This is a genomic window from Nocardioides sp. JS614 (assembly GCF_000015265.1).
In the GTDB taxonomy this organism is placed as follows: Bacteria; Actinomycetota; Actinomycetes; order Propionibacteriales; family Nocardioidaceae; genus Nocardioides.
Map to the genome: position 1 here is coordinate 4,744,379 of NC_008699.1, position 15,267 is coordinate 4,759,645.

Annotated in this window: 13 protein-coding genes; 7 read left to right on the forward strand and 6 right to left on the reverse strand. The window is 73.6% G+C overall.

What is annotated here, in order from left to right:
- Nucleotides 1–129 precede the first annotated feature (129 nt).
- Both NOCA_RS24185 and NOCA_RS24190 read right to left on the reverse strand, forming a co-directional pair.
- Nucleotides 130–1,254, reverse strand: a complete 1,125-nt coding sequence (locus NOCA_RS24185) for an ROK family transcriptional regulator (RefSeq protein ID WP_011757914.1) — start codon at nt 1,252–1,254, stop codon at nt 130–132.
- Nucleotides 1,255–1,437: 183 nt separating this feature from the next.
- Nucleotides 1,438–2,394, reverse strand: coding sequence for a cation diffusion facilitator family transporter (locus tag NOCA_RS24190; RefSeq protein WP_041546914.1), 957 nt, complete (start codon nt 2,392–2,394; stop codon nt 1,438–1,440).
- A 36-nt stretch (nt 2,395–2,430) separates the two neighbouring features.
- Here NOCA_RS24190 and NOCA_RS24195 point away from each other — a divergent pair, with 36 nt between their 5' ends.
- A complete protein-coding gene (locus tag NOCA_RS24195) occupies nt 2,431–3,330 on the forward strand; it encodes an SGNH/GDSL hydrolase family protein (RefSeq protein WP_011757916.1) in 900 nt (299 codons plus the stop codon).
- Here the strand turns inward: NOCA_RS24195 and NOCA_RS24200 are convergent.
- The 3 genes from NOCA_RS24200 to paaN form a co-directional block, all read right to left on the reverse strand.
- Nucleotides 3,313–4,839, reverse strand: a complete 1,527-nt coding sequence (locus tag NOCA_RS24200; protein ID WP_011757917.1) for an amidohydrolase — start codon at nt 4,837–4,839, stop codon at nt 3,313–3,315. The two genes, NOCA_RS24195 and NOCA_RS24200, sit on opposite strands and share 18 nt — an antisense overlap.
- Nucleotides 4,840–4,938: 99 nt before the next feature.
- On the reverse strand, nt 4,939–6,402 hold the full coding sequence (locus tag NOCA_RS24205; RefSeq protein WP_011757918.1) for a DHA2 family efflux MFS transporter permease subunit: 1,464 nt from the start codon (nt 6,400–6,402) through the stop codon (nt 4,939–4,941).
- Between the two features lie 90 nt (nt 6,403–6,492).
- Nucleotides 6,493–8,166: a phenylacetic acid degradation protein PaaN gene (paaN, locus tag NOCA_RS24210; RefSeq protein ID WP_011757919.1), complete on the reverse strand. Its 1,674-nt coding sequence runs from the start codon at nt 8,164–8,166 to the stop codon at nt 6,493–6,495.
- 137 nt (nt 8,167–8,303) lie between these two features.
- On the opposite strand from paaN, the gene NOCA_RS24215 reads away from it, so the two are divergent.
- Together NOCA_RS24215 and NOCA_RS24220 are read left to right on the forward strand one after the other, a co-directional pair.
- Nucleotides 8,304–8,948 (forward strand): hypothetical protein, encoded by a 645-nt coding sequence (locus tag NOCA_RS24215; protein ID WP_011757920.1) that lies wholly within the window; start codon nt 8,304–8,306, stop codon nt 8,946–8,948.
- A 42-nt stretch (nt 8,949–8,990) separates the two neighbouring features.
- Nucleotides 8,991–9,563, forward strand: a complete 573-nt coding sequence (locus tag NOCA_RS24220; protein WP_011757921.1) for a TerD family protein — start codon at nt 8,991–8,993, stop codon at nt 9,561–9,563.
- Between the two features lie 124 nt (nt 9,564–9,687).
- Here NOCA_RS24220 and NOCA_RS24225 read toward each other — a convergent pair whose 3' ends face one another.
- Nucleotides 9,688–11,160 carry a serine/threonine-protein kinase gene (locus NOCA_RS24225; RefSeq protein WP_041546918.1) on the reverse strand — a complete coding sequence of 491 codons (1,473 nt, stop codon included), beginning with the start codon at nt 11,158–11,160 and terminating at the stop codon, nt 9,688–9,690.
- 117 nt (nt 11,161–11,277) lie between these two features.
- On the opposite strand from NOCA_RS24225, the gene NOCA_RS24230 reads away from it, so the two are divergent.
- The 4 genes from NOCA_RS24230 to NOCA_RS24245 all read left to right on the forward strand — a co-directional run bounded on the left by NOCA_RS24230 (nt 11,278) and on the right by NOCA_RS24245 (nt 15,218).
- Nucleotides 11,278–12,186 carry an ABC transporter ATP-binding protein gene (locus NOCA_RS24230; RefSeq protein WP_041546920.1) on the forward strand — a complete coding sequence of 303 codons (909 nt, stop codon included), beginning with the start codon at nt 11,278–11,280 and terminating at the stop codon, nt 12,184–12,186.
- Nucleotides 12,183–13,001, forward strand: coding sequence for an ABC transporter permease (locus tag NOCA_RS24235; protein ID WP_011757924.1), 819 nt, complete (start codon nt 12,183–12,185; stop codon nt 12,999–13,001). The genes NOCA_RS24230 and NOCA_RS24235 overlap by 4 nt, the downstream gene beginning before the upstream one ends.
- A 61-nt stretch (nt 13,002–13,062) precedes the next feature.
- Nucleotides 13,063–13,629, forward strand: coding sequence for an RNA polymerase sigma factor (locus NOCA_RS24240; RefSeq protein ID WP_011757925.1), 567 nt, complete (start codon nt 13,063–13,065; stop codon nt 13,627–13,629).
- Nucleotides 13,630–13,721: 92 nt separating this feature from the next.
- On the forward strand, nt 13,722–15,218 hold the full coding sequence (locus tag NOCA_RS24245; protein WP_140404133.1) for a M1 family metallopeptidase: 1,497 nt from the start codon (nt 13,722–13,724) through the stop codon (nt 15,216–15,218).
- Nucleotides 15,219–15,267 lie beyond the last annotated feature (49 nt).

Consider the following 15,267-nt stretch of genomic DNA (forward strand, 5'->3'; position numbering starts at 1 on the left):
CTTGATGCGCACCGCAGTGTTCCTCTCTTGCGATCTACCCGTTGTGGTGACTGGCCCAGGTGCGGCGCAGAGCCGGGTCCTGGATGTCGACGGGCCCCGGTGGCCCGCCGTACGAGATCGAGGACGTCTTCACGACACGCCCAGCTGTCCCGAGAGGACGAGGACCGCGGCGCCGATCAACACCACGTCCGCGCCGAGCGTGGAGGTGCGGACCGTCAGGCCCGCGGAGCTGACCGGCATGGTCCGCTCGCGCACGACCCGGTCGGCCGCCGCACGCAGCGGGCCGTCCAGCAGCTCGGTCGGGCCGCTCAGCACCAGCTCGTGGATGTTGAGGGTGCCGACGACCGGCGCCAGGGTGACGCCGAGCCGCTCACCCACCTCGGTGAGCACGGCGTCCCGGTCCGCACCGGGCTCGGCGAGCCGGCGCCGCAGGCGGGGCGCGGCCAGGATCGTCTCCAGGCAGCCGCGGCGTCCGCAGGCGCACACGTCGCCGTCGGGGTCGACGGTGACGTGGCCGATCTCGCCGGCGGCGCCGAGGTGGCCGTGGAGGAGCGAACCCCCGAGCACCAGCCCGGCGCCGACGCCGATGCCGACCCGGAGCACCATCAGGCCGCCGTCGCCGGTCTGGCCGAAGGTGTGCTCCCCGAGGACCGCGGTGTTGGCATCGTTGGCCACGAAGACCGGTACGCCGAGCGCGGCGGCCAGGGTGGTGGACAGCGGGGTGTCGGTCCACGCGAAGTTGGGGGCGTCGATGACGGTGCCGGCGGCGTCGACCACGCCGGGGCTGCCCACGCCGACGCCGAGCACCGGCCGGTCGGTCATCGCGATCAGCTCGGCCGCGAGGCGGTGCACGAGCCGGACCGCCGCTTCGCCCTGCGCGTCGCCGATCTCGATCTCGTGACGGGCCTGAACCTGGCCGAGGAGGTTCACCACGGCGCCGGTCATCCGGTCGTCGGCCGAGAGGTCCAGCCCGATGATGTGACTCGCGTCCGGCGCCAGCCCGACCAGCGTTGGCGGCTTGCCGACCCGCGCCTCGGCCGGCGCACCGAGCTCCTCGACCAGGCCCTCGCCCACCAGCTCGCCCACCAGGTCGGAAACCGTGACCCGGGTCAGGCGGGTGGTCCGGGCCAGGTCCGCGCGGCTGGCCGGCCCCTCGCGGAACAGCTGCTGGAGCAGCAACGAGCGGTGGTGCCTCCGGGCGTCCTCCTGGAGGAGCTTGCCGCGGGGCCGGAGCGGTCGTCCGACCGGGGACATCGTGGTCACATTTGTTAGTCCAGCGCACTTACATATTCGTGGTCAAGATCCCCGCTGAAGTCGTCTGGTCCGCGTCGGCCCGGCGGTTTCCCCGGTTCACCGGGGATGTTGGAACTTCTGGCCCGAAGTTTCGGCCCAACAGTTCCGGTTTCCCCGGTTCACCGGGGAAACCGGCCCCGGGACCTAGGGCATGAGGGCGGGCTCGTCGGGTGGGGCGAGGGTGAGGACCGCGTCCTCGATCAGCGGGTTGCGCTCGATCTCGGCCTCCACGTCTCGCAGGCGTACGGCGAGGTGCCCCTCCCGGTCGTCGCCGGTCAGGTCGACGGCGGCGACCACGAACAGCCGCTGCGGGCCGACGTACTCCACGTGCAGGTAGGTGATCCGGTCGATCTGCGGGTGCTCGAGGAGCTGCGCGATCACCCGCGAGCGGAGCTCGGGGGTGAGCCCCTCCCCCAGGAGGTAGTCCATGTTGCGGCGCATGAGGAAGACGGCCACGAAGCCCAGCAGGATGCCGACCGCGATCGAGCCGAGGGCGTCGAAGACCGCCTCACCGGTGACCTGGTGCAGCGCGATGCCCGCGCCGGCGAGCAGGATTCCGGCCAGCGCGGCGGAGTCCTCGAAGAACACCGCCCGCAGCGTCGGGTTGGAGGTGCGGGAGACGAACCGGAGCGGGTGCAGCCCGAAGCGGCGGGCCGCGCCGTGCACCTGCCGCGTGGCCTGCGCGAAGGACACCCCCTCGAGCACGAACGCGACGCCGAGCACGATGTAGTTCACCGCGTAGCTGGGCGCCGCCTCCTCGCCGGTGAGCTCGGTGATGCCGTGCCAGAGCGAGACGACGGCGCCGGCCGAGAACAGGCCGAACGCCGCGACCAGCGACCAGATGTACGTCGAGCGCCCGTAGCCGCGCGGATGCTCCTCGTCCCGCGGCCGGCTGCCCTTCCGCTCAGCCACCAGCAGGAACACCTCGTTGCCGGTGTCGGCCCAGGAGTGCGCCGCCTCGGCGACCATCGACGCCGAGCCCGTCACCGCGGCCGCGACCGACTTCGCGATCGCCAGCAGGCCGTTCGCGACGAGCGCCACGAGCACGGTCAGCAGGGACTCGCCGCCGCTGCTCTCCGACGGGAGGGTGGGGGTCGCCATCCCCGGGCGGTACCCGATCGACGTACGGTCGAGTCCATGCTCCGCCCGATCGTCCCCGCGCTCGCCGTTGCCCTCGCCGCGGCGCTGGGCCTGTCCGGGTGCGCGGGCTCGGACGAGCCGGTCGCGGCGCCGGCCCGGTCGACGGGGTCGCCGACCGCGGCGCCGACGGCGTACGACCAGTACGTCGCCCTCGGCGACTCCTACACGGCGGCCCCCCTCGTCCCACCCACCGACGGCAGCTCGATCTGCCTGCGGTCGGGCGTGAACTACCCGGCGCTGGTCGCGCAGGCGATGCCCGGCACGGAGCTCACCGACGTCAGCTGCAGCGGCGCCCGCACCGCCAACGTGACCAGCCCCCAGACCGGGCAGCGCGGCGGGCGGGTCCCGCCCCAGCTGACCGCGGTGCGCCCCGGCACCGACCTCGTCACGATCAGCCTCGGCGGCAACGACGACCACCTCTTCGGCGGCACCCTCGGGCAGTGCGTCCAGCTGGCGCCCACCGACCCGGCCGGGGCACCGTGCCGGGCCGCGGTCGACGCGTCGTCGCTCACCCGGACCTTCGAGCACATCCGCGCCAACCTGTCCGGCGTCGTCGACGCGGTCCGCGGCCGGTCACCGCACGCGCGCATCCTCCTCGTCGGCTACCCGCAGATCGTGCCCGCGTCCGGCACCTGCGACCTGCTGCCGCTGGCCGACGGGGACTACGCCTTCGCCCGGTCGGTGACCGAGGACCTCAACCGCACCGTGCAGGCCGCCGCCGACGACACCGGCGTGGAGTACGTCGACCTGTGGGGGCCGAGCGCGGGTCACGACATCTGCGCCGACGACCCGTGGGTCAACGGCCGGGTGACCTCCGCCGAGACCGCGCTCGCCTACCACCCGCTGGCCGCCGGGCAGCGCGCGGCCGCCGAGGCCGTGCTAGCCGAGCTCCGCTGATCGGTGCACCGGCACCCCGGCCACGACGGTGAGCGCGGAGCCGAGCGACCGCAGCGCCGTCCCGAGCCCGGCGGTGTCCCCGGCATCGAGGTCGGGCAGCAGCGGGTCGCGGTCGAGCAGCACCAGGTCGCCGGGCGAGCCCACGCCCACGGTCGGCTGGCCGTCGACCGACGCCGCCAGCGCCTCCCGGACGGTCAGGGCCTGCTCGGCGCGCCACGGGTCCCGGTCGTCGGCGCTGCGGTGCACCGCCGCGGCCATCGCCAGCCAGGGGTCGAGCGGGGAGACCGGCGCGTCGGAGCCGAAGGCGAGCCGCACACCGTCCTCGAGCATCCACCGGAACGCGAAGCAGCGCTCGGCCCGTTCACCCCAGATCCGCTCGGTCAGGTCGCGGTCGTCGAGCAGGTGTGCCGGCTGCACGCTGGCCCGCAGGCCGAGCCGGGCCAGGGTGCGCAGGTCCTCGCGGCGCGCCATCTGGACGTGCTCGATGGACCCGCGGGCACCGGTCTCGGCGTACGACGCCAGCGCCTCCGCCACGGCCGCGTCGCCGATCGCGTGCGTGGCGACCTCGAGGCCGCCGGCGTGCGCGCGGGCGAGCAGGCCGCGCAGCTCGGCGCCGTCCAGGTTGGGCTGGCCGGCGGGGTACTCCAGCCGGTGGGCATCGCCGTACGGCTCGCAGCACCAGGCGGTCCGGGTGTTCAGCGACCCGTCGCTGATGATCTTCAGCGGCCCCATCGTCGCGCGGTCGTCGCAGCCGGGCAGCGGGTCGCCGGTGCGCAGCCCGGCGGCGATCACCTCGTCGAGGGTGTCGGCGTAGGTCGCCCACCGGATCCGCAGCCGGTCGCACCCCAGTGCCCAGCGCTCGGCCCACTCCTCGCGGCTGGCGCCGAACTCGAAGTCGACCACGCCGACCACGCCCTGCGCCGCCGCCGCGTCGAGGGTGCGGCGGTAGGCCTCGGGGGAGGTCCCGTCGCTGCCGACCAGGGTCACCAGCCGCGGGTAGGCCGCGAACCACTCGGTCTCGCGGACCACCGAGTCGCGCACCGGTATCGCGAGGTGCATCAGCGCGGTGGTGTTGAGCCAGGCGTGGTGGGCGTCGCCGCTGATCAGCACCACCGGGGTGTCTCCGGAGACCGCGTCCAGCTCCGACACGGTGACCTCGCGGTGCCAGCCGGCGGAGCGGTGCCCCCAGCCGATGACCGGCAGGCCCGGGTACGCCGCGATCCACTCCGCGACCGCCCGGGTCGCGTCCTCGGGCGAGCGGGCGCGGGCCAGGTCGAGGCGCTGCGAGGTGAGCGTCCACTGACCCAGGTGCACGTGCTGGTCCCACAGCCCGGGGATCAGCCAGCGCCCGGCCGCGTCGACGTCCTCGGCCCCTGCGGGCCGCTCCGCACCCGGCCCGACCGCCGTGACCACGCCGTCCACGACGGCCACGTCCACCGGCTGGTCGGGGACCTCGGCGCCCGGGCCGATCGGCACCAGCCGGGCGTTGCGGATCAGGATGCTGCTCACCCGCGGAACGGTAGGCCATCGTCGGGCCGACGCCGCGAGCGGTAGTCCCTGACGTTTGCGCGGTGTGGGAGCGCTCCCAGACCCCGTGATCGTCAGGGACTATCCGAGGCTCGCGTCGAGGGTGGGCTCGTCGGCGATCGCGACCGCGTCGAGCTCCGCGCCGCCCATCGGCTTGGGGCGGAGGAGCAGGCCGCCGATGACGGCCGCCGCGAGGGCGGCGAGCGCGCCGGTGGCGAAGGCGAACTGGAAGCCGCCGTTGAGGGCCTCGAGGCGGTCGGCTCCGTCGGCGGCGAGCGACTCGGTGCGCCAGGTGGAGAGGCTGACCAGCACCGCCAGGCCGAGCGCGCCGCCCATCATGAACGAGGTGTTGACGACGCCGGAGGCGAGGCCGGACTCGTGCGGCTCGACGTCGCCCATCGCGGCGAGCAGCACCGGGTTGAACGCGATGCCCGCGCCGGCGCCGAGCAGCAGCATCGAGGGCAGTACGTCGGTCCCGAAGCTGCCGTCCACCGGGGCCCGCGAGAACAGCGCCAGGCTGGCGGCGGCGAGCGCGAGCCCGGCCATCAGCGGCCGGCGGATGCCGAAGCGCATGACCAGCCGGTCGGAGACCCGCAGCGAGCAGAACGCCATCACCACGCTGGTCGGGACGAACGCGAGGCCGACCTCGAGGGCGTCGTACCCCAGCACCTGCTGAAGGTAGAGCGCGGCCAGGAAGAACCACGCGAACATCGCGGCCGCCCACAGCATCCCCACCACCTGCGACACGGAGACGTTGCGCAGCGCGAACAGGCGCAGCGGGACCAGCGGGCTGGCGGCGCGCGCCTCGCGGAGCACGAACGCCGCGAGCAGCACCGCGCTGGCGCCGAGCAGACCGAGCGTGCGCCCGGAGGTCCACCCCGCCTCGTTGCCGCCGACGATCCCGTACACGCTCAGCATCAGCGCGGCGGTCACCAGCACCGCCCCGGGGACATCGAGTCGCCCCGCGCCCGGCACGACCTCGTCGGCGGGCAGCACCCGGCGCGCGGCCAGCCAGACCCCGACGCCGATGGGCACGTTCACCAGGAAGATCCAGTGCCACGAGAACAGCCCGGTCAGGACGCCGCCGAGCAGCACCCCGACGGCGCCGCCCCCGGACATCACGAAGCCGAAGAAGCCCATCGCCCGGGCCCGCTCGGCCGGGTCGGAGAACAGCCCCATGATCAGCGAGAGCGCGACCGCGGAGACCGCGGCGCCGCCCAGGCCCTGCACGGCGCGGCCCACGACGAGCAGCCCGGAGGACGGCGCGAGGCCGCACGCGACCGACGCGACGGTGAAGGACACCACGCCGCCGAGGAAGACCCGCTTGTTGCCCAGCAGGTCGCCCAGGCGCCCGGAGAGCAGCAGGAAGCCGCCGAAGGTCAGCAGGTACGCATTGACCACCCAGGCCAGCGCCGACCGGGTGAACCCCAGGTCGGCCTGGATCGACGGCAGCGCGACGTTCACGATGCTGGAGTCCAGCACGATCATCAGGTCGCCCAGGCACAGCACGTACAGCGCGAGCCAGCGGCTCTTCAGGTCGGTCATCTCGGTCTCCTCGGTGGAAGGGGGTCACCCTCTCCACGAACGGGGCACTACGAGATCGACAGACCGGGCGGGAACGTTGTTCTCATCGCATCAGACGTGGCGGCGGGACTGCACGACGCGGAACCGCGAGGCGACGTAGGCGCCGTCGGTGTACGCCGCGTTCGCGGCGGGGTTGGCGCCGGTGCCGTGGAAGTCGGAGTACGCCGCGGACTGGTTGACGAACACCCCGCCCAGGAGGTTCTCCGACAGGGCGACCCCCGCCTCGAGGGCGGCCTCGCGCACCTGCTCGACGACCTCGGGAGAGGTGGAGTACACCGCGGCGGTCATCGCGCCGTGGGCCAGCACGGTGTGCCGGAACAGGTCGATCGACTGGTCGGTGCCCTCGGTCTCGATCAGGTAGGCGACCGGCCCGAAGCACTCGGACTCGTACACGTCGGAGTCCTCCGCGGTGAGCCCGACGAGCATGGGGGTGCGGACGGTCGCGTCGGCGTACGCCGGGTGCGCGACCTCGCGGGACGGCACGAGGACGTGGCCGCGGCCGGCCTTCTCCAGGCGGGCCAGCACCCCGTCGTTGACGATGCCGCCGAGCAGCTCGACCGCGCGCGCGTCGTCCCCGAGCAGCCCCTGGAGGGCCGCGCCGATCCCGGCGCCCACCTCGGCGGGCGAGCGCACGCCGTCCTCGGTCGCGATCCCGGCGGCCGGCACGTAGACGTTCTGCGGGGCGGTGCACATCTGGCCGGAGTAGAGCGCGAACGAGAACGCAAGGTTCTGGCACATCGCCGCGAAGTCGGAGGTCGAGTCGACGACCACCGTGTTGACGCCGGCCTTCTCGGTGAAGACGACGGCCTGGCCCGCGTTGGCCTCGAGCCAGTCGCCGAAGGCGTTCCCGCCGGTGAAGTCGATCAGCCGCACCTCGGGGCGGACCGCGAGCGTCGCGGCCAGGCGGTCCTCGGGCTCCTCGGCGGCGAGGAGGACGAGGTCGGGGTCGAAGCCGGCCTCGGCCAGCACCTCGCGGCACACCTGGACGCTGATCGCGAGCGGCAGCACGGCCGCCGGGTGTGGCTTGACCACGACCGGGTTGCCGGTGACCAGCGACGCGAACAGCCCCGGCCAGGAGTTCCAGGTGGGGAAGGTGTTGCAGCCGATCACCAGCGCGACCCCGCGGGGCACCACGGTGAACGTCTTCTCCATCCGCAGCGGCCCACCGCGGCCGGGCTTCTCCCAGATGGCGGTGGCCGGGGTGCGGGTCATCTCGGTCCACGCATAGGCGATCGCCTCCAGGGCGCGGTCGAGCGCGTGCGCCCCGCCGGCCTGGAACGCCATCACGAACGCCTGCCCGCTGGTGTGCTGCACCGCGTTGGCGAGCTCGAAGATGCGCGCGTGCAGCCGGGCCAGGATCTCCAGGCACACCCCGGTCCGTCCGTCCGGGCCCGCGTCGCGCCACCCCTTCATGCCGGCCCGCGCCGCCGAGAGCAGCGCGTCGACGTCGACCGCTCGCGGGTAGGAGACGCCGAGGTCCACGCCGTACGGCGAGCGCTCGGTCGCGACGCTGCCCTGGGCACCCGGGGTCGGGAGCGGGAACGGCGAGCCGAGCCAGGCCTCGAACGCGGCCTTGCCCTCGGCGGCCGCGGTCTCGCCGTACACGCGCGGCGACGGCGACTCGTCGAACGCCGAGTAGTACTCCCGGCTCGCGCAGGCGGCGACGGCGGCGTCCAGCCGGGCCCGGTGCCGGTCGAAGAGGGCTCCCGCGGTCGTCTCGGTCATGCGGCGCTCCTGGATCTCTGGGGTGGCGGTGGCCGCCGGTGGGTGGCGGCGGCCGGGCCGGGCGTGATCTGTGACACGCCGCGGCCACTGTCGCACAGATCTGTCACAACTCCGAGGGGCGGCTACCCTCGTGCGCCATGAGGGTGCGGTGGGCCGGGCTGGTGCTCGCCCTCATCCTGGCGGGCGCCGCCGCGGGGTACGGGCTGGGGTCGCTGGACCACCACGAGCCGGCCGCGATCGACCACCCCGAGCCGGTCCCGGCGCGGTCGCCGTCGATCCCGGTCGACCCGACCCCGACGTTCGCGCCGGACGTCGACTACCCGGCGCTGGCGACCGACCTGCGCTACCGGACCCGACGGATCGGGGACCCGCCGTTCTTCCAGTGGGAGTACGACGCTCCCCGCGGCTGGGTGCGCACGACGACCGACCAGCCCGATGAGTTCCGCTGGCGCCCCGCGGACGAGCCGCCCGTCGGCGGGTACAGCCTGCGGGTCAAGATCGTCACCCAGCGGCTCACCCCGGAGCAGATGGTCGAGCAGAAGATCGCGGCGGTCGAGTCGATCTACGACGACGTCGAGATCGTCGACCAGGACGAGGACGAGGTCTACTTCACCTACCGCGACGGCCTCGACCACCAGCGGCACAACCTGTTCTGGTGGTTCCCGGCCCCCGGCCAGACGGCTGCCAGCTTCGAGATGAGCGTCGCCGGGCGGGGCGTCGACCTGCCCGGGCTCGAGGCGCTCGAGACCCGGGTCGCCGCCAGCGTGCGCAAGGTGCCCTGACGCCACCCGCCGCCCGCGGGCCCGGCGAGTAGGTTCGGAACCGTGATCGAACTCCACCCGGGCGACGAGCTCGACCTGGCCGCGGCCGACGGCACTCCCCTCACCGAGCTCCGGATGGGCGTGGGCTGGGACAAGGAGCGCACCGCCGGCTTCATCGGCACCGGCGCCCCCGACATCGACCTGGACGCCTCCGCCGTGCAGTTCGCCGGTGGCCAGCTCTTCGACCTCGCGTTCTACAACAACCTCGCCACCCGCGACGGCTCCGTCGTGCACCTCGGGGACAACAAGACCGGCAGCGGGGCGGGCGACGACGAGACCATCGCCGTCGACCTCGCCAAGGTGTACGGCGCGGTGGACACGGTCGTGTTCCTGGTCAGCAGCTACCAGGGCCACACGCTGGAGTGGATCAACAACGCCTACTGCCGCCTGGTCGCCGGGGACCCCGATGGCACCGAGCTGGCCCGGCTCACGCTGACCGCCGGCGTACCCGAGACCGGCGTGGCGCTCGCCAAGCTCTACCGCTCCGGCGACGGCTGGCGGCTGCGCGCGATCGGCCAGGGCATCAGGCTCACCGTCCCCACCCAGGGCCTGGACGTGCTGCGCCCGTTCCTCTAGGCGGCCGTCCGCCCGGTCGGTTTCCCCGGGTACCCGGGGAAGTTGGAACTTCTGGCCCGAAGTTTCGGGTCAACAGTTCCGGTTTCCCCGGTTCACCGGGGAAACCGACCCCGGCCCGGACCGCCTAGTACCCGTGGGCCTCGACGTCGTCGAGGACGGCGGTGGCGGTGGCCCGGTCGGCGCTGCGGACCTGCACCCACAGCAACCGGTTCGAGGCGAGCTGGACGACCCGCTCGACGGTGACCCCTCCGGGGCAGCGCGTGTAGACGACGGTGCGGGTGGGGTTGTCGTCGATGGTGTCGTCGACCGGGTCGTCGGCGGTGCCACACTCCGGGTGCTGCGGCACCTGCTCGGGCAGCTCGTCGCCGGGCAGGATGCCGAGGAAGACCCCCTGGGCGGTGCTCCCGGCATCGGTCCAGTCGGCGGAGCTGCCCACCGAGAGCGCAGGGAACTCCCCGCCGCCGCCAGGGGCCTGCCACATCCGGGTGGACCGGGCCCGGTCCCAGTCGCTCGGCACGATGACCGAGAGCGTGCCGGTGCGGTCGGTGAGGCTGACCTCGGCGTCGCCGTGCTGCTCGACCGCGTAGCCGACCCCCGCCCCCGCCGCGAGCGCCACCAGGCCCACGATCGCGGCGAGCACCCGGCGGCCGGTCCGCCGCGGCGGCACCGGGTCGGCCAGCGGGCGCGACGGCGGCAGCGGGCTCGGGCGCGCACCGGGCCGGGTCAGGTCGGGGTCGAGCGGCAGCCACGGCCCGCTGGGGTCGGCGTCCGCGTCGGCGCCGAGGGCGGCCGCGAGCGCCTCGACGTACGCCGCCACGTCCGGCCACCGGTCCTCGCGATCGGCCGCGAGGCCGCGGCGCACGACCGCCTCGACCGCGTCCGGGAACGGCCGCTCCGGGGTCGACAGCGCCGGCGGCGCGCAGGGCGCCGCGGCGGCCGCCAGCGAGGCGTGGGAGTACGGCGCCCGGCCGCAGAGCATCAGGTAGGTCAGCGCGGCCAGGGAGTACTGGTCGGCGCGCGCGTCCAGCGGCTCCCCCTGCGCCTGCTCGGGCGCGACGAACGACGGCGTGCCCGCGATCATCGTCAGCCGCGAGGACATGTCCAGCGCCTTGCCGAGCCCGAGGTCGGCCACCATCGCGCGGACCTCGCTGCGGCCGCCCTCCTCGACGGTCCGGAACAGCACGTTCGCGGGCTTGACGTCGCGGTGCAGCACACCGCGCACGTGCAGCGCCTGGAGCCCGGCCCCGACCTGGCGGACCACCTCCAGCGCCTGCCCCGGGGTCAGCCCGAGCACCTCGAGCCGGTCGGCCAGGGTGCCCTGGTCGGCGTACGACATCACCAGGTAGGGCCGCCCGTCCTCGAGCTCGCCCGCGTCGTAGACGCTGACGACGTACGGCGACTCCACCTTGCGCAGGAACCGGCCCTCCTCGAGGAAGCGCTGCCGGACCGCCTGGTCCTCGGTCCAGTTGTCGGCGAGCACCTTGATCGCGACCGGGGAGTCGAGCTGCTCGTCGTAGGCCAACCAGACGGTCGCGAAGCCACCCGATCCGATCCGCCGGCGCACGGCGTACCGGCCGAGACGGGAGGGCATGGGCATCCCCGCATCATGTCAAAGCCCGGGGTCGGACCCTGAGACCTTTTCGGGGTCGGCTCAGGGGCGCGGGGTGCCGCTTCCCCGATGTCGGGCCCGGCCCGCGGCCAGCAGGCTGGAGCCATGATCACAGTCGAGTCCCTGACCAAGACGTACGGCGGCTTCACCGCCGTGGACGACGTCACCTTCACGGCGCGCTCCGGGCGCGTCACCGGCTTCCTCGGCCCGAACGGCGCCGGCAAGTCCACCACCATGCGGATCATGGTCGGGCTGACCCCCGCCACGTCCGGCACGGCGCAGGTCAGCGGCCGCCGGTTCGCCGACCTGCCGAACCCGGGCCTCGAGGTCGGCGTCCTCCTCGACGCCTCCGCGCAGCACGCCGGCCGGACCGGCCGGGAGATCCTCACCATCGCCCAGCGCACCATGGGGCTGCCGGCCCGCCGGGTCGACGAGCTGCTCGACCTGGTCAGCCTGACCCCGGACGAGGCCGGCCGCCGGGTGCGCAACTACTCCCTCGGCATGCGCCAGCGGCTCGGCATCGCCACCGCCCTGCTCGGCGACCCCGAGGTGCTGATCCTCGACGAGCCCGCCAACGGTCTCGACCCGGCCGGCATCCGGTGGATGCGCGACCTGCTGCGCGGCTACGCCGACCAGGGCGGCACCGTGCTGCTCTCCTCGCACCTGCTCCACGAGATCGAGGTGATCGCCGACGACCTGGTCGTGATCGGCCAGGGCCGGATCGTGGCCCAGGGCACCAAGGCCGAGCTGCTCGCAGCAGCCGGCACGCTGGTGCGCACCCCCGACCTGCCGACGCTCGCCCGGGCGCTCGTGTCCGCCGACGTCGAGTTCACCCGGACCGCCGACGCGCTGCGCGTCGAGGCCGACCCCGACCTCGTCGGCCGGCTCGCGCTGGCCGCCGGCGTCCCCCTGACCGAGCTGCGCGCCGGCGACGGCGCCGGGCTGGAGGAGATGTTCCTCGAGCTCACCGCAGACACCCAGCGCGACGAGATCTCCGAAGGAGCAGCAGCATGACCACCCTGACCCTCGAGCACGAGCACGAGCACGCTCCCGTGCGCGTCGAGCGCGCGGTCCCGGCCCCGATCCCGATGTCGCGGCTGATCGCGGTGGAGGCACGCAAGTCCTTCGACACCCGGTCCGGGTTCTGGATGCTGGCCAGCGTCGGCATCCTCGCCACGCTCGCGACCGCCGCCACGATCCTGTTCGCGCCGGACAGCGAGATCACCTACATGACCTTCGGCACCGCGATCGGCGTGCCGATGGCCATCATCCTGCCGATGATCGCGGTCCTCTCCGTCACCAGCGAGTGGAGCCAGCGCACCGGCCTCACGTCGTTCACGCTCGTCCCCCACCGCGGCCGGGTGGTCAACGCGAAGCTCACCGTCGCGGTGACCGTCGGTGTCGTCTCGATGCTGCTCGCCCTGGGCATCGGGGCGCTCGGCAACCTGCTGGGCGCCGCCGTCGTCGGCATCGACCCGGTCTGGGACGTCCCGGCCGCCGACCTCGTCGGCCTGCTCCTCTTCCAGATCGTCAACATGCTGATCGGCTTCATGCTCGGCGTGCTGTTCCGCAACTCGGCGGGCGCGATCGTCGGCTACTTCGTGTACTCCTTCGTGCTCGGCACGATCACCCAGGTGCTCTCGGCCAGCCAGGACTGGTTCGAGCGGATCCAGCCGTGGATCGACTTCAACTACACGCAAGGGTCGCTGACCGAGATGTCCGGCATGACCGCGGAGAACTGGGCACAGTTCGGCGTCACCGGCCTGGTCTGGCTGGTCCTGCCGCTCGCGATCGGGCTCCGGGCGGTCCTCCGGTCCGAGGTGAAGTAACGCGATCGATCACCCTTCCCCGTCCTGACTATCGTGCAGGCGACGGGGAAGGGTGATCTGCGTGACGAGCGAGGCACTGACGCCGGACGAGATCGACGAGCTCGCCCGGCGCGCCCAGGCGGGCGAGCGGGACGCGCTCGAGGCGCTGCTGGCCGCGGTCCGGCCGCGCGCCCTCAACGTGTGCCGGGGCGTGCTCCCGCACCTGCCCGACGCCGAGGACGCCTGCCAGGAGGCGCTGATCAACATCGCCGGCAAGATCGGCTCGTGGGGCGGGCGCGGCCGGTTCACCACCTGGATGCACGTGGTCGCAGTCAACTCCGCGCGCTCGACGTACCGCCGCCTGAAGAACCAGGCCACCGCCGCCGACCCGCTCGACCACGGCCCGCTGGACCGGCCGGACCCGCGGACCACCAGCGTCATCGCCGGCACCCGCCTCGACCTGCTCGAGGCGATGGAGATTCTCGAGAAGGACCACCCCCAGTTCGTCGAGCCGCTGCTGCTGCGCGACGTCTACGGCCTGTCCTACGAGGAGATCGCCCAGCAGGTCGGCGCCCCCCTGGGCACCGTCAAGGCGCAGATCCACCACGGCCGCCGGCTGGCGCGGCCCCTGCTGCGGAGCAGCGAATGAGCACTGCTGCGGGGCAGCGTATGAGGGGAGCTGCGAAGCAGCGAATGAGGAGAGCTGCGGGGCAGCGTATGAGGGGAGCTGCGAAGCAGCGAATGAGGAGAGCTGCGGAGCAGCGAAGGAGGAGGACGGCCACCCTGCTCGCGTCGGGGCTGCTGGCCGCGGCGCTCGTGGCCGGCTGCACGTCGGAGGACGACCAGCCGCCCACCCCCTCGGCGCAGGCCTCGCCCGCGCCGACCTCGTCGACCTCCTCCGATCCCGCCGAGGGCGGGCGCGACGCGGCCCAGGGCTACAGCACCCCCGTCGAGGACCGGGTCTACCCCGACGTCGGGGACCCCGGGGTCGACGCACTGCACTACGACCTGCGCCTGACGTGGGACCCGGACCGCCGCACCCTGGACGGGACGGAGACCGTCGAGCTGCGGGCCACGACGGACGCCGACCACCTCCAGCTCGACCTCGCCGGGCCGCTCGAGGTCACCGGGCTCATGCTCGACGGCGCGGACGCGGCGTACCGGCACCGCGGCAAGGACCTGGTCGTCGACGCGCCGGTCACCCGGGACAGCCGGCACACGCTGGTGATCGAGTACACCGGCCGGCCGGGGCCGGTGCCGGCGCCGGTGCAGCGCAAGGACTTCAGCGAGACCGGCTGGACGGTCACCGACGACGGCGGGGCGTGGACCATGCAGGAGCCGTACGGCGCCTACTCGTGGTACGCCGTCAACGACCAGCCGTCGGACAAGGCCCTCTACGACTTCACGCTGCGCGTGCCGGCCCCGTTCGTCGGCGTCGCGAACGGCGAGCTGCTCTCCCGCGAGCGGGCCCGCGGCGACACGGTGACCCGGTGGCGGCTGGACGCCCCGGCCTCGTCGTACCTCGTCACGGTCGCGTTCGGCGACCTCACCGAGACGACCGACGAGTCGCAGTCGGGGGTCCCGATCAGCTACTGGACGCCGGCGGACCGGCCCGACCTCCTGCAGCGGGTCCGGCGGGCCCCGGAGGCGCTCGCCTGGCTCGAGGACCGGCTCGGGCCCTACCCGTTCGACACCCTCGGGATCCTGGTCGTCGACTCGAAGAGCGGCATGGAGACGCAGACCATGATCACGCTCGGCGACACCACCTACGCCACGTCGCCGGAGGTCCTGGTCCACGAGATCGCCCACCAGTGGTACGGCGACCTGGTCACGCCGGTCGACTGGCGCGACGTGTGGATGAGCGAGGGCATGGCGACCTATCTCCAGGGCGCGTGGATGGCCGAGGACCAGGGCGTCACGGTCACCGACGTGATCGACTACTGGGCCACGTTCGAGGACGACGAGCGGGCCAAGGCCGGGCCGCCCGCCGACTACGACCCGGCGTTCTTCGGCTCCTCGAACGTCTACTACGGCCCGGCGCTGATGTGGGACGAGCTGCGCCAGCGGCTCGGCGACGAGGAGTTCTGGGCGCTGGTGCGCGCGTGGCCGGGCGAGCACGCGGACGGCAACGCCGACTACGCCGACATCACGTCCTGGTGGTCCGCGCAGTCCGGCGTGGACCTGTCCGGGTTCTTCGACGACTGGCTGCTCGGCGCGACCACCCCGGACCGCGGCTGACCTCTGCCCTGGGCAGAACCGCCTTGCCGCAGACGCCGGGGGCCGCCAC